The 13,748-nt window shown below is 64.9% G+C and carries 15 protein-coding genes; 5 read left to right on the forward strand and 10 right to left on the reverse strand.

Annotation, left to right across the window (positions count from 1 at the left end; translation table 11 throughout):
• Positions 1 to 17 precede the first annotated feature (17 nt).
• A complete protein-coding gene (locus B6V76_RS12430; RefSeq protein WP_240497856.1) occupies positions 18 to 776 on the reverse strand; it encodes a ComF family protein in 759 nt (252 codons plus the stop codon).
• Here B6V76_RS12430 and B6V76_RS12435 point away from each other — a divergent pair.
• Positions 775 to 1,611 carry a methyltransferase domain-containing protein gene (locus tag B6V76_RS12435; protein ID WP_088727575.1) on the forward strand — a complete coding sequence of 279 codons (837 nt, stop codon included), beginning with the start codon at positions 775 to 777 and terminating at the stop codon, positions 1,609 to 1,611. The two genes, B6V76_RS12430 and B6V76_RS12435, sit on opposite strands and share 2 nt — an antisense overlap.
• On the opposite strand, the gene B6V76_RS12440 is transcribed toward B6V76_RS12435, so the two are convergent.
• Positions 1,603 to 2,949, reverse strand: a complete 1,347-nt coding sequence (locus B6V76_RS12440; protein WP_075775207.1) for a trehalose-6-phosphate synthase — start codon at positions 2,947 to 2,949, stop codon at positions 1,603 to 1,605. The two genes, B6V76_RS12435 and B6V76_RS12440, sit on opposite strands and share 9 nt — an antisense overlap.
• 10 nt (positions 2,950 to 2,959) lie before the next feature.
• Positions 2,960 to 3,709, reverse strand: coding sequence for a trehalose-phosphatase (gene otsB, locus B6V76_RS12445; protein ID WP_088727576.1), 750 nt, complete (start codon positions 3,707 to 3,709; stop codon positions 2,960 to 2,962).
• A 113-nt stretch (positions 3,710 to 3,822) separates the two neighbouring features.
• Here otsB and hemH point away from each other — a divergent pair, with 113 nt between their 5' ends.
• Both hemH and B6V76_RS12455 read left to right on the forward strand, forming a co-directional pair.
• A complete protein-coding gene (gene hemH / locus B6V76_RS12450; RefSeq protein WP_075775208.1) occupies positions 3,823 to 4,878 on the forward strand; it encodes a ferrochelatase in 1,056 nt (351 codons plus the stop codon).
• Positions 4,879 to 5,026: 148 nt separating this feature from the next.
• Complete coding sequence (locus tag B6V76_RS12455) at positions 5,027 to 5,320, forward strand: hypothetical protein (protein WP_088727577.1); 294 nt, start codon at positions 5,027 to 5,029, stop codon at positions 5,318 to 5,320.
• A 73-nt stretch (positions 5,321 to 5,393) separates the two neighbouring features.
• Here B6V76_RS12455 and B6V76_RS12460 read toward each other — a convergent pair whose 3' ends face one another.
• Positions 5,394 to 5,999 (reverse strand): L,D-transpeptidase, encoded by a 606-nt coding sequence (locus B6V76_RS12460; protein WP_075775210.1) that lies wholly within the window; start codon positions 5,997 to 5,999, stop codon positions 5,394 to 5,396.
• A 168-nt stretch (positions 6,000 to 6,167) separates the two neighbouring features.
• Here B6V76_RS12460 and B6V76_RS12465 point away from each other — a divergent pair, with 168 nt between their 5' ends.
• Positions 6,168 to 6,683 carry a CAP domain-containing protein gene (locus B6V76_RS12465; protein WP_075775211.1) on the forward strand — a complete coding sequence of 172 codons (516 nt, stop codon included), beginning with the start codon at positions 6,168 to 6,170 and terminating at the stop codon, positions 6,681 to 6,683.
• A 65-nt stretch (positions 6,684 to 6,748) separates the two neighbouring features.
• On the opposite strand, the gene B6V76_RS12470 is transcribed toward B6V76_RS12465, so the two are convergent.
• The 6 genes from B6V76_RS12470 to B6V76_RS12495 all read right to left on the reverse strand — a co-directional run bounded on the left by B6V76_RS12470 (position 6,749) and on the right by B6V76_RS12495 (position 13,192).
• On the reverse strand, positions 6,749 to 7,249 hold the full coding sequence (locus B6V76_RS12470) for a L,D-transpeptidase family protein (RefSeq protein ID WP_075775212.1): 501 nt from the start codon (positions 7,247 to 7,249) through the stop codon (positions 6,749 to 6,751).
• A gap of 62 nt (positions 7,250 to 7,311) precedes the next feature.
• Entirely contained in the window at positions 7,312 to 8,532 is a 1,221-nt protein-coding gene (locus B6V76_RS12475; protein ID WP_088727578.1) for a class I SAM-dependent RNA methyltransferase, read from the reverse strand.
• 39 nt (positions 8,533 to 8,571) lie between these two features.
• Entirely contained in the window at positions 8,572 to 10,398 is a 1,827-nt protein-coding gene (locus B6V76_RS12480; RefSeq protein WP_075775214.1) for an ABC transporter ATP-binding protein, read from the reverse strand.
• A 43-nt stretch (positions 10,399 to 10,441) separates the two neighbouring features.
• Positions 10,442 to 11,581, reverse strand: a complete 1,140-nt coding sequence (locus tag B6V76_RS12485; protein WP_088727579.1) for a CCA tRNA nucleotidyltransferase — start codon at positions 11,579 to 11,581, stop codon at positions 10,442 to 10,444.
• Positions 11,578 to 12,171, reverse strand: coding sequence for a CoA pyrophosphatase (locus B6V76_RS12490; RefSeq protein WP_088723181.1), 594 nt, complete (start codon positions 12,169 to 12,171; stop codon positions 11,578 to 11,580). Before B6V76_RS12490 ends, B6V76_RS12485 begins: the two co-directional genes overlap by 4 nt.
• Positions 12,164 to 13,192, reverse strand: coding sequence for an Hsp33 family molecular chaperone HslO (locus B6V76_RS12495; protein ID WP_088727580.1), 1,029 nt, complete (start codon positions 13,190 to 13,192; stop codon positions 12,164 to 12,166). The genes B6V76_RS12490 and B6V76_RS12495 overlap by 8 nt, the downstream gene beginning before the upstream one ends.
• A gap of 97 nt (positions 13,193 to 13,289) precedes the next feature.
• Here B6V76_RS12495 and B6V76_RS12500 point away from each other — a divergent pair, with 97 nt between their 5' ends.
• The gene (locus B6V76_RS12500) at positions 13,290 to 13,730 is read left to right on the forward strand and encodes an NUDIX hydrolase (protein WP_088723180.1); all 441 of its coding nucleotides are present in this window, start codon (positions 13,290 to 13,292) and stop codon (positions 13,728 to 13,730) included.
• The last annotated feature ends 18 nt before the right edge of the window (positions 13,731 to 13,748 follow it).

Below are 13,748 nucleotides of genomic sequence, written 5' to 3' on the forward strand. Positions count from 1 at the left end.
TGCGAGACTATAGGGATTTAGGGCGCCTTCGCAACGCGTGCCAGTGTCACAGCGCAGATCTGCTCTGCCCCGGCATTTCGCGCCGCCTCCGTTGCAGCGGAAAGCGTGGCCCCCGAAGTCATCACGTCATCGACGATGAGAAGCGGGTGCCCCTGCAGCAGCGCGGCGCGGCGCGGCGCGACGGTGATCGCACCGTCGAGATTGGTGCGGCGCTCCTCGCGGCTTTTGCCTTTCTGGCTCGCGGTGGCGCGGGTGCGGGTGAAGAGATCGGCGCAATAGGCGTGCCCGGTGCGCCGGGCCAGCGCGCGCGCGAGTTCCGCCGCTTGGTTGTAGCGTCGTCGCAGCAGTCGCAGCCGATGCAGCGGGATCGGCGCGATCAGCGTGTCGGGTGTCAGAAGCGGCGCGGCGGCGCGTGCCATCCAGTCGGTCAGCGGCGGCACCAGATCGAGCCGGTCGCCATGTTTCAGCGCCAGTACCAGATCGCGCCCGGTGCCAGAGTAATGCATCACCGTGCGGCCCTGCGCCCATGGGCGCGGATGGGTGAGGCAGTCGTCGCAAAGGATCGCGGTCTCGCTTTCTCCGGGCAGGGGCGTACCGCAGGCGTCGCAGACCGTGCCGCGCGCGAAAGTGGCATCCGACCAGCAGGCGCTGCATAGGCCAAAATCGGTGCCCACCGCGTCGCCGCAGGCGATGCAGCGCGGCGGGAAGAGGGCGCGCAATCCCAGACGTCCCGCCGCTAGCATCCGGCCCCGAACCTCGTTAAGGGTGTCTGCCATGGATACGCCGCCCCTTCTGACCGACCGCGAGGCGCTCGAGCGCCACAGGAAACGCGCCGCCCGCGCGCCCGAACTGTTCCTGCACGAGGACGCGGCGGCTGAGCTCGAGGAAAGACTGCTAGAGGTTAACAGGACCTTTACGGAGCCGGCCCTGATCTCCGCTTTTCCCGAACCTTGGCTCGAAATCCTTCCCGACGCGAAGGTGGTGGCCGATACGGATGTGCTCGATCTCGAGGAAGGCGCGCATGATCTCGTGGTTCACGCGCTGTGTCTGCATTGGACGAACGATCCGGTCGGACAGCTGGTGCAGGCGTCGCGTGCGCTGAAACCCGACGGGCTGTTCATCGGCGTGATGTTCGGCGGCCAGACGCTCAACGAGCTGCGCGCTGCGCTGGCGCAGGCCGAAGCCACGATCACCGGAGGCTTGAGCCCGCGGATCGTGCCGATGGGCGAAATCCGCGATCTCGGCGCGCTGATCCAGCGAGCCGGGTTGGCGCTGCCGGTCGCCGATGCGGTGACGCGCAAGGTGACCTACGAGACGCCGCTGCGCCTTCTTTCGGACCTGCGCGCGATGGGCGAGACCAATGCGCTCGCCGCCCGTGATCGCCGCTTCCTGCGCCGCGATGTGCTGACCGAGGCGTTGCGTCTTTATATCGAAACTTATCAGGAGCCCGATGGCCGGGTGCGCGCGACCTTCGACATGGTCTGGCTCACCGGCTGGAAGCCGCATCCCGATCAGCAGAAACCGTTGCGCCCGGGATCGGCGGCGCAGCGGCTCGCAGATGCGCTTGGAACGACCGAGCGGCCGAGCGGCGACAAGCCCGGCTCAGCCTAGCGCGTCGAGGAAGGACTTCGACCACCAATGCACGTCATAGGTGGTCAGCCCTTCCATCAGCGACCGATAGCGTTCCCGCCGCTCGCCGCGCGACATCATCAGCGCAGTCAGCATCGAGGTCGCGACCTGTTCGGGATCATGCGGGTTCACCATCAGCGCCGCGTCCATCTGCTCGGCCGCGCCGGCAAATTGCGACAGCATCAGCACGCCGGGATCGTCGGGGTTCTGTGCTGCGATGAACTCCTTCGCGACGAGGTTCATCCCGTCCATCAGCGGCGTCACCAGCGCGACATGCGAGGCGCGATAGAGCCCCGCCAGAACCTCGCGCGGCACCGCCCGGTTGATGAAGCGGATCGGAACCCACTGGATGTCTGCGAATTGGCCGTTGATGCGGCCCGAGAGATGCTCGGTCTCTTCGCGGATATCGTCATAGGCCTGCACGCCCTCGCGGGTCGGCGGTGAGATCTGCAGCAGCGAGACGTGGCGATGCCAATCCTCGTGCCGCTCCAGAAATTCGCCGAAGGCGCGGAAGCGGTGCGGAACGCCCTTGGAATAATCCAGCCGGTCGACGCCTATCACCAGCCGACGATGATCCTTCACGATCCCGGCGGGGAGGTTCTCGAACTCGGCCTCTGCCAGGTCCTGGAATTCCCGCGCATCAATCGAAATCGGGAAGGCGGCGATCCGACATTGGCGGGGCGAGAGATGCACATAGCCCGCGCCCAGATCGGAAGCCCCGGCGATCTCGATCATCGAGTGGAGGCAGGCCCGCACGTCGCGCTCTGCCTGCAGCCCCACGAGGTCGTAATTCGCGATCCACTGGCAGACTTCGCGCCCGTTGGGCAGCGCCTGCATCGCGGTCGGCCCGGGGAAGGGCGTGTGAAGGAAGAAACCGATCGGGTTGGTCGCGCCCATCAGGCGCAGCTCGTAGGCCAGCGGCAGCAGGTGGTAATCCTGCACCCAGATCCTGTCGTCGGGCTTGAGAAACGGCGCCACGAGCTTCGCGATCCGCCGATTCACCTGCTTGTAGACGCCCAGATAGAGGTGGTGGATATCCATCAGATCGGCGCGCCCGTGGAACAGCGGCCAGAGGACCGAATTGGAATAGCCCGCGTAATAGTTGTCCTGCTCTTCCTGGGTCAGATCGAAGCAGTAGCGCCTGAACGGCCCGCCCTCGATCTCGCGCAGCTCCGCGGCGGGCTTCTCCGCGATTTCGCCGGAGGTGCCGATCCAGATGCCGCCGGTCTCCTCCAGCACATCGCCAAGCGCCACGACCAGCCCGCCCGAAGGATTGGCCCCGGTCGGAATACGGTTCGAGATGCAGATCAGGCGACCCATGTGACGTTCCTCATTCAACGCGCAACGCGGCGGCCAGCCACTCGCGCACATTCGTCGGTGCGGCGAGGTGATAGCGTGCGACGCTCTCTCCGTCGCCGACCTTGATTCCGAAGCCGCCATGTTCCTCGGCCCAGGCCAGCGCGGGCTCGTCCGTCGTGTCGTCGCCCGCATAGACCGGCTTGCGCCCGTCGAACTGCACGAGGTCGGACAGGATCGCCAAGGCGCCGTCCTTCGAGAACCCCTGGGGGCGGATTTCGACGGCCATCTTCGCGGGCTGGATCATGAAGCCGTCATAGCGCTCGGTCAGCGCCTCGGTGAAGGCTTCGACCTGACCCTGCTTGGCGGGGTTGGAGCGGAAATGGATCGCGGCGCCGTGGCTCTTGTCCTCGAAGATGAGATCATGCTCCTGCGCGAAGCCCGCCAGATCCTCTTTCACCGCGCCCAGATGCTGCGGCGCCTCGGCCATCGGCGGCTCCATCCCGCGCGCCTCCGAGCCGTGCGATCCGACCATCAGGCCTTCGAAGCCCTCGAGAAACCGTTCCAGTTCGTGCAGCGACCGCCCCGAGACGACTGCGAGCGCGCCGTCGAGCGCCTCTGACAGCTCGGTCAGGATGCCGGGCAGATCGCGCGGCACGATCACCGCGTCCGGGCGCGGCGCGATATCCACGAGACATCCGTCGAAATCGAGGAACAGCGCGTCCCGTGACGGGTCGAGCGCGGGCGGTGCCGGTTTTTTCCCGGTCATGTCATCCATTGCCATGTGAAGACCGTAAGTGATCCTGTCCCGGTTGAATAGGCCGCATTGGCACAGATCGGGAAACCCGTTAAGTCGGGTGGAAGTTCCGCGATAATTGACGACAGGACAGTGACACGATGACCAACGCCGCAAATCCGCGCCTTGCCCACGCCCCCGCCGATCATCCGCCCGTCAAGGAAGCGAAGATCGGTCTGCTCGTCGCCAACCTCGGAACCCCGGACAATACCGATTACTGGTCGATGCGCCGCTATCTAAACGAGTTCCTCTCGGACCGGCGTGTGATCGATTATCCGGCATGGAAGTGGCAGCCGCTGCTGCAGCTGATCATCCTGTCGCGGCGGCCTTTCACCTCCGGCGCGAACTACAAAACGATCTGGAACAACGAGGCCGACGAAAGCCCGCTGATGACGATTACCAAGCAGCAGGTCGCAAAGCTGCGCGATGCGGTCTCGGCGCGCTACGGGCAGGAAGTCGTCGTCGATTACTGCATGCGCTACGGCAACCCCTCGACCCAGTCGGTGGTCGACAAGATGGTCGAACAAGGCTGCGAGAAGATCCTGTTCCTGCCGCTTTATCCGCAATATGCAGGGGCAACCTCGGCCACCGCGAACGACCAGTTCTTCCGCGCGCTGATGAAACAGAAGCGCCAGCCCGCCGCCCGCGTCGCGCCTGAATATTTCGACAGACCCTCCTACATCGACGCTCTCGCGCAATCGGTGGAGCGGGTCTATGCGACGCTGGACGAAAAGCCCGACGTGCTGGTCGCGTCCTATCACGGGATGCCCAAGCGCTACCTGATGGAGGGCGACCCCTACCACTGTCAGTGCCAAAAGACCTCGCGCCTGCTGCGCGAACGGCTCGGCTGGGACAAGGACGGGATCGACACCACCTTCCAGTCGGTCTTCGGCCCCGAGGAATGGCTCAAGCCCTACACCGTCGAGCATGTGGCGGAACTGGCGAAGGCCGGGAAGAAGAATATCGCGGTGATCTCGCCCGCCTTCAGCGCGGATTGCATCGAGACGCTCGAGGAGATCAACGGCGAAATCCGCGAGGCGTTCGAGCATGCGGGCGGCGAGAAATTCACCTATGTCCCCTGCCTCAACGACGACGATCTGCACATCAAGGCGCTGATGGACGTCGTGCAGGAAAACCTCGCCGGTTGGCTGGACTGATACGACTTTCGCAATCTGCGACGACCTGTCTCACAGATTAGTGGGGCTCTCTTCCTATATGTTCCTGACGTTGGGGAAAGGGAGCGCTGTGAAGGCGCATCCTGCGGACCGGCAACGATCGGGACGCGCAGAGCAGAAAGGAACGAGAATGATCAAGACTATCGGACTGGCCGCTCTGGCGGCTCTCCATGCTGGCGCGTCCTGGGCCGGCCATGCAAATCCGTGGGCGACGGAAGACGACGTGATTTACTCGCAAAATCACGAGGAAAACCTCGTGCAATCTGTCGACACGCCCGGCGAAGACGAGATGCTGGGCGTCATGGTGCAAAGCGCCCGTGGCAAGCTCGACGGCTTGTCGGGCGGTTCGGGAGCCGGCGATGCTTCGGGCGATGGCTCGGGCGGCGCGTCCGACCACGCCCACGCCACGGGTGGACACGACTGACCGCTACGCAGATTGAATAGCCCCCGGTCCTACGCGGAGCCGGGGGTTTTCCGTGTCGGTCGAGCGGCGCGCCTCAGATCAGCAGCACCTGCGTTCCGATCTTCGCGAAGCCGAACAGCTCCTGGATATGTTCGTTGTAAAGCCCGATGCAGCCGTTCGAGCTTTTACGGCCGATCTTGCGCGTGTCATGGGTGCCGTGGATGCGGTAATAGCGCCACGATAGGTAAAGCGCGTGGGTGCCCAGCGGGTTGTCCGGACCCGGTGGCACGTAATCGGGCCATTCCGGATTGCGCTTCTTCATCGAAGGCGTCGGCGCCCAGCTCGGCCCCTTCACCTTGCGGATCACCTCGGTGCGGCCGCGCCGGGTGAGTTCCTCGGAGACCGGCACCGAGGTCGGGTAGAGCCGGTAGATCGAGCGATCCTCTGACCAGTAATGCAGCGCCCGCGAATGGGTGTCGACGAGGATCGCGCCGTTGCGCAAATTCGAGAAATAGGACTGCCAGTCGCGGTTCTGGAAGCTCGAGATATTGCGCCGCTGATTGGTGAAGGCCGTGGTCTCGAACTGCTCCTGCCCGGCATCGGGTGTCTGCGCTCCGGCGGGCAGCGCGAGCCCCGCACCAAGGCAGGCGGCGGCGCCGAGAAAGGCGCGGCGGTCGAAGGGCTTGCGCGTGTGTGACATCTCAGGCTCCGGGTTCGCGACGGGGACGATTGCGATAAATATAATGTGATCGCACGGCCGCGGCAAATCAAACTGGCGGGGATCGGCCCGCAAATCGACAGAGGGGTTTGCGCGGCTGAGTACAAGCGTGTAATGCGGATTGACGGTTTAACGAGGGACTGACCAAAGATGTTGCGCGCTACCGTATTTGCGATCTCTGCGACTGTGGCTCTGGCAGCTTGCCAGCCGACCGACACGCAGCCGAAGCTTGGCCCCGATGGCCTGCCGCTGCCGAAAGTCTACAACATCACCGCGAGTGACCGCTCGGTGATCCCGCAGCGTGTGCTGGAATCTGTGAACAGCCTGCGCTCGGCGCGCGGGGCCGCGCCGCTGGTGCTGAATGACGCACTGACGACGGCGGCACTCGCGCATTCCAAGGACATGGCCGCGCAGAACCGCCCGTGGCACTGGGGTTCCGACGGCTCCTCGCCGCTGACCCGGGCACAGCGTGCTGGCTATCCGGGGCAGGTGCTGGGCGAGAATATCTCCGAGACCTACGAAACCGAGATGGAGACCCTCGCAGCTTGGATGAAGGTCGCGGATACGCGCGACGTGATCCTGAACCCGGCGGCGACCCAGATGGGCTTCTCGTGGTATCAGGAGCCCTCCGGCAAGATCTGGTGGACGATGGTCACCGGCAACTGAGCCGAAGACCCGCCGCAAGCAAAAAAGGGCCCCATGCGGGGCCCTTTGTAATTTTCGGGGGGCAATCAGGGGAAGATGAAGATCGGCGTTCCGTCGCGGACCATCGCGTAGATGTCGCGGATTTCCTTGTCCTTCACCGCAATGCAGCCAGCGGTCCAGTCTCGGCCCTTGCCCTTGTTCTTGCCGTCGCGGCCATGGATGAAGATGTCGCCACCCGGCTTCTTGCCCTGCGACTCCGCGAAGGCCACCTGCTGCGGGTTCGGATAGCTGATTCCGATCGACAGGTAATAGGCAGAATTCGGATTGCGCCGGTTGATGTAATAGAGCCCTTCCGGCGTCTTGCCGTCACCCTCGAATTGCTTCGGTCCGACAGGATCACCGCCAAGGCCGACCTTGTAGCTTTCCAGCACCTTGTCGCCATGCAGCAGGTACATCATCCGCTGCGACTTGAAGAGCTGGATCTGGGTCACGGCGGGGCCGTTATAGGATTTGAATTTGCTGGAATCGCCGCAGGCGGCCAGCGTTGCGAGGGCGCATCCGCCCAAGAGGAGGGTTCGACGATTCATGTTCGGCCTGTATTCGAAAGCTGCTGTTTTGCCACATTTCTAACCGATTTTCGGCCTCGCATCTAGCGGGTGAAAAGCGCCGCGAGCTCCACATGAGCGGAAAACCGGAACTGATCCACGACCAGTAGTTTATCGAGCGTGAAGCCCGCCGCGATCAGCGTCTCGGCGTCGCGCGCGAAGGTCACAGGATTGCAGGAGACATGGACGAGGCGCTTGAGCTTCGAGGTCGCGATCTCGGCGATCTGGGCCTGCGCGCCCGCCCGCGGCGGATCGATCAACACCGCGTCGAACTTCGCCAGTTCGTCCGGCAGAAGCGGTCGGCGGAACAGGTCGCGCGCCTCGGTGGAGACCCGGTGCAGGCCCTGCGACTGACGCCAGCCCTGATCGAGCGCTTCGGTCATCGCTGCGACTCCTTCGACCGCATGCACTTCGGCAAGCTCGGCCAGCGGCAGAGAGAACGTCCCGCAGCCCGCGAAAAGATCGGCCACCTTTTTCGCATCGCCAATCGCCGCCTTGGCGAAGGCGGTCAGCACCGCTTCGCCGTGATGGGTGGCTTGCAGGAAAGCACCCGGCGGCGGCACGACCTTGGCTTTGCCGAATTGCTGGATCGCCGGCCGCCGCCCCGCGATGATCTGCCCGTTCCAGCTGAGCCGTGCGAGATCGTGGCGATGCGCCAGCCCCGACAAATCCTCGAATTGGGCCGTATCAGGGTCTTTACCGCCCTGTGCCGCGAGTTCCAGACCTGCCTCCGAAAGCGTCAGTGTGAAAGCGATCTCGCCTTTGCGCGAGCCTGCGATCGCGGTCGCCTCGTGCAGCATCGGTATCGCGGCCAGCAGTTCGGGCCGCAGGATCAGGCAGTTCGGAATCTCGACGACCGTGTCCGAGGCGCGGGCGTGAAAGCCGACCAGCGTGCCTTTCTTGGTGCGCCGCCCCGACAGCGTCGCCCGCCTGCGGGAATTCAGCGGCGAGGTCGCGATGGTCATCTCCGGCACGGGCAGGTCGCGCGCGGTCAGCGCCTGACGTACCACGTCCATTTTCCATTCTGCGGTGAACGCCTCCGACGCGTGCTGCATCGAGCAGGCCCCGCAGGAGCGGTAATGCGGGCAGGGCGCTTTGACGCGATCGGGCGAGGGCGTCACGATCTTCGGCTGAGCGCTGCGGCCGTCGATCACCTCGCCCTCGACCACTTCGCCGGGAAGCGCCATGGCGACATGCACGGTCCCCTCGGGGCCATGGGTCACGCCGTCGGCATGCAGGGACAGTCGCTCGATTTCATAGGTCATGCGCATTCTCTAGCGGCGTGGCGTCGGTCAGAAAAGACCCTATTCCGCCGCATCCTCCGCGTCGTCGCAGGTCAGGAAGCCCCCGGACTGACGCGCCCAGTAGCGCGCGTAGAGGCCGTTCATCGCCAGCAATTCGTCATGGCTGCCCTGTTCGACGATCCGCCCTTCCTCCAGCACGACGATCCGGTCCATCTCGGCGATGGTGCTGAGGCGGTGCGCGATCGCCAGAACGGTCTTGCCCGCCATGACCCGGTGAAGGGCGGTTTGGATTTGCGCCTCGACTTCCGAGTCGAGTGCCGAGGTCGCCTCGTCCAGCACAAGGATCGGCGCGTTCTTCAGGAAGGCGCGCGCAAGGGCGATCCGCTGGCGCTGCCCGCCCGACAGCTTCACCCCACGCTCGCCCAGCTTGGCGTCGTAGCCACGATTGCCTTCGTGATCGGCGAGGCCGCGGATGAAGTGATCCGCCTCGGCCTGTTTCGCGGCGGCGATCATCTCCTCCTCGGTCGCGTCGGGCTTGCCGTAAAGGATGTTCTCCCGCGCCGAGCGATTGAACATCGCGGTTTCCTGCGTGACCATCGCGATATTGCGGCGCAGGCTTTCCTGCGTGACCTCGCGAATATCTTGCCCGTCGATCCGAATAGACCCTTTTTCAGCGTCATAGAGCCTTAGCAGCAACGCAACGAGCGTCGATTTCCCTGCACCCGAGGCCCCGACGATCCCGATCCGCTCGCCATCCGCGATGGTCAGGTTGATATCCGCGATCCCGCCGCTGCGACGGCCGTAGGCGAAGTCGACATTTTCGAACTGGATCTCGCCTTCGACATGGCGCAACGTCCGGGCATCGGGCGCGTCGGTCAGGTCATGCATATGGGCAAGCGTCCGCATCCCGTCTTCGGCCTCGCCGATATGGGTCCAGACGGACATCAACGCCTGGCTCACCCAGCCCGACATCTGCGACAGCCGGATCGCGATGGCACCCGACGTGGCAATGGCCCCCGCAGTCGCCTCGCCCTGCGACCAGAGCCAGATCGCGCCCCCGACCAGCATCACCGGAACGATCCCGGCATAGGCCATCTGCACCACGCGATAGAGGCTCTGAACCATGCCGAAGGAATAGGTCTTCTGGCGGAACTTCTGCATTGCCTCTAGCGCCGCGCGATCCTCGTGCTCGGCATGGGCGAACAGCTTTACCGTCTTGATATTGGTGACCGTGTCGACGACCTGCCCCGTCACCATCGCCCGGGCGGACGCCCGCTCACGCGAGCGTCCGCGGATATGCGGCAGGAAGAGGCGGATGATCAGGTAGAGCCCGAAGGTCCAGAATACGAGGCCCACGGCCCCCCAGCGGTCGATCTGGGCCAGAACGATCAGAGAGCCGACGATCGAGGCCAGCGCGAAGAGGCCGGTGTTGATGATCTCGGTGACCGTGTCGGTTACCGCACGGGCGGTCTGCATCTGCTTTTGCGCGATGCGGCCGGCGAAGTCGTTGTCGAAGAAGGTGACCGACTGGCCCATCGTCCAGCGATGCAGCCGCGAAAGTACGAGCGGCATCACGTTGGGGCTGATCAGCAGGTTGTTGGTGGCAGAACTGATGCCGAAGGTCAGAGGGCGGATCAGCAGGAAGAACGCGACGAACAGGACGAGAAGCCCGACATTTGCCCCGATCACTGCGGCCCGTTCGCTGTTCAGTGCAGCGTCGATCACCTGTCCCAGAAGCCAGGCCGAGACGACTTCCATCACGCCGGCGATGGTCGTGCCGAAGCTGGCCACGGCAATCGCGCCCCAGCTGCCCTTGAGGCACCAGCGGAAGAAGGCGCCAAGCTGGCGCGGCGGGGCGCCTTCGGCGGGGGAGAAGGGATCGAACATGGGTCTCTCTTTCCTCTCCCGATATAGTCGATTGCGGCGCGGTTCAAAGCGCGGCGAGCAAATCCTCGCGCGTCAGCGTGAAACCGGAGTCGATCCAGCGCGCCTCGAGCGTCTTCAGCGTATCGCCCAGAGCCTTGCCCTCATAGCGGGGCATCAGATCCCGCGCTTGCACCGGAAATTGCTGTTTCGCGCCGAAATAGACCCTGTTTTGCCAGCCCTCCGGCATTTCCTGCCCCATCAGCGCATGGCGCAGCAAAAACGCATCGGCCCCAGTGTCGGCGCCGAGCCGATAGCCGAGGACAGCCGGGTCGTCGCTGTCGGACAGCGAGGCGCGCAGGGCCTCGAGCTGCCGTGTGTCCTTCTTCGACAGACGCAGCCGCTCGGCCACGTCCTCGCCGCCAATCGCTTCCAGCCTGCGGATCGGATCCGCTGGGCGATCTTCGAGATGCACGAGCGGCCCGAGTGCGGTCGCATCAGCGCCGGGCAGCACGGCCGTCAGAACCCCGCATTGCGCCATCGCCGCCACAGCGTGAACGGGATCGGGTGCGGCCAGCAATTTGAGCATCTCGCCGCCAAGGCGTTCGCGCGAAAGCGTCTCTATTCCAGCGGTATTCGCGGCACAGGCGGCCAGCCCGTCAGGGTCGAGATCGTGCCCATACCACGCGGTAAACCGGAAGAAGCGCAGGATACGCAGGTAATCCTCGCGGATGCGTTCTTCGGCCTCGCCGACGAAGCGCACATGACGCGCCGCCAGATCCTCCAGCCCCGTGCCGAGCGGGTCGAGAACCGTGCCGTCTGAGCGCGCATAAAGCGCGTTCATCGTGAAATCGCGCCGCGCCGCGTCCTCCGCGATGTCGTCGGAAAACGCGACCGTGGCGTGCCGCCCATGCGTCTCCACATCGCGGCGGAAGGTGGTGACCTCATGCGGATGCCCGTCGGCGACCACCGTGACCGTGCCATGATCGACCCCGGTCGGCACCGGCTTCAGCCCGGCCGCCTTCGCAAGTTCGATCACCCGTTCGGGCCGCGCATCGCTGGCGATGTCGATATCGTTGACCGGCGCGCCCAAGGCGCTGTTGCGCACGCAGCCGCCCACCAAAAGCGCCTGATGCCCGCCCTCTTCGAGCATCTTCAGCACGCGTTGGGTCGGCTCTGCCTCGATCCAGTCTCCGGTCAGTCTCATCCCGCCATCCGGTCCGCCAATGAGCGCAATATACGCGCGGTGGCGCCCCAGATGTAATAGGGCCCGTAAGGCGCCACGAAATAGCTGCGCCGCGTGCCGCGCCACCGGCGCGACTCGACGCGGAAATTCTCGGGCGTGATATGCGACAGCGGCACGGTGAACGCCTCGGCCACCTCGCCCGCTTCGGGGATGACCTCGAACGGGGTATGGATGCGCGCGAGCACCGGCGTCACCAGAAAGGACGTCACCGTCTCATGGGGAGCGAACGTGCCCAGCACCTCGACATGGTCAAGAGGCAGGCCGATCTCTTCCTGCGCCTCGCGCAGCGCCGCGCCGACCGGGCCTTCGTCATCGGGATCCACCTTGCCGCCGGGAAAGGCGATCTGGCCGGGATGGTGGCGCAGATGCGAGCTGCGCTTCGTCAGATGCAGACGCGGCTCCGGCCCGAACGTATCGAAGGCGACGAGAACGCCCGCGGGCCGCAGCTTGCGTCCCTCGGGCAGGATCACTTCCGGGTTCAGATCGTAATCCGAAGAGGGCCGCCCCGGTCGCGCCAAGGCGTCCAGAACCGGGGCGAGCGGATCACTCATTCGTTCCCTCGCCTCCCGCTTCGCGCAGCGACCCGTCGGGGTTCTTCTGCGCCTCGAAGCCAAGCGTCAGCGGATCGAAAATGTAATGCGCGCCGCAGAACTGGCAGTCCGCGGTGACCGTACCCTCATCGGTGGTCATATGCGCGATGTCGCGCGCCGAGTAGATCGCGAGCGACTGACGCACGCGATCGGCCGAACAGGTGCAGCCGAACTCCACCCGCTGCGGATCGAAGACGCGCGGCCGCTCTTCGTGGAACAGGCGCACCAGCAACTCGGTCGGCTGCACGGTCGGGCCGATCAGCTCCATATCCTCGACCGTGTCGAGCAGGATATTGGCGCGGGCCCAGTTCTCGCCTTCCTCGCCATCGAGGATGTCGTCGGCGGTCAGCAGGCCCTGATCGCCCGAGCCTTCCTGGGCGGCGAAGGGCGAGGCTGGGGGCATATGCTGCAGCATCACGCCGCCCGCGCGCCAGCTTTCGCCCTGACCGGGCAGGATCGAGCGCCCGAAGGACAGCGAGAACCGCGTGGGCAGCTGCTCGGATTGCGCGAAATACGCCTCGGCGCAGGCGCGCAGCGAGCCCTCGGTCAGCGGCGTGATACCCTGATAGGGGGTCGTGCCTTTGCCCTGATCGATCAGGATCGCGAAATAGCCCTGCCCGATCTGTTCGAACGGGTCGGCCTTGGGATCGAGCTTCTCGTCATCGAAGCTCGCCCATGCGCGGATGCGGGCGGGCGCGCCCTCCTTCTCGGGGGCGTAGTAGTCGGTGGCGATGATGCGGATCGGGCCGTTGCCGCGGATTTGCAGCGACAGCTTCCAGCGCAGTTTGACAGTCTGGCCGATCAGCGCGGTCAGAAGGGCGGCTTCGGCCACCAGCATTTCGACCGCGCGGGGGTAATCATGTTGCGACAGGACGGTGTCTAGCACGCCGTCGAGGCGGGCAACCCGGCCGCGGATGTCAGAGCGGTCGAGCTGAAACGGCAGAACTGTATCGTCCCATGCGATTTGGGATAACTTGGACATGGTGCTCCTGAGAGGCTCAGAGGGGTTTTCGGGCAGCGCGGAGCCTGCCATACAGCCCCAATATAGGCGCGGCAACCGCAGACCCAAGGGAGAGCACATGATCGCGAGGTTCGGAGAGCGGGTGAAATCCGGTCAGCGGTATCGTTTGCGCCCCGGTGCCTACGCGATCCTGATCCGCGACGGCAGGGTGCTTCTGACCCATCAGTCCCATCCCGTGCCGGAGTTTCAATTGCCGGGCGGCGGGATCGATCCGGGCGAGGGGCCGATCGAAGCGCTGCACCGTGAGGTCTTCGAAGAGACCGGTTGGGCGATCACCGGGTTGCGCCGCGTTGGGGCCTATCGGCGTTTCACCTACATGCCCGAATACGAGTTCTGGGCGGAGAAGCTGTGTTCGATCTGGCTGGCGCGCCCGGTTTTGAAGCGCGGCCTCCCGCCGGAGCCGTTTCATACGGCGCATTGGGCCGATCCCGAGGAGGCGCTCGGTTTGCTTGCAAATGAAGGCGAGCGCGCGTTTTTCCGGCGGGTGCTTCGCCGCTGAAAAATAGGGGTCGTTTCA

This window comes from Thioclava sp. IC9, from assembly GCF_002213225.1.
Lineage (GTDB): Bacteria > Pseudomonadota > Alphaproteobacteria > Rhodobacterales > Rhodobacteraceae > Thioclava > Thioclava nitratireducens.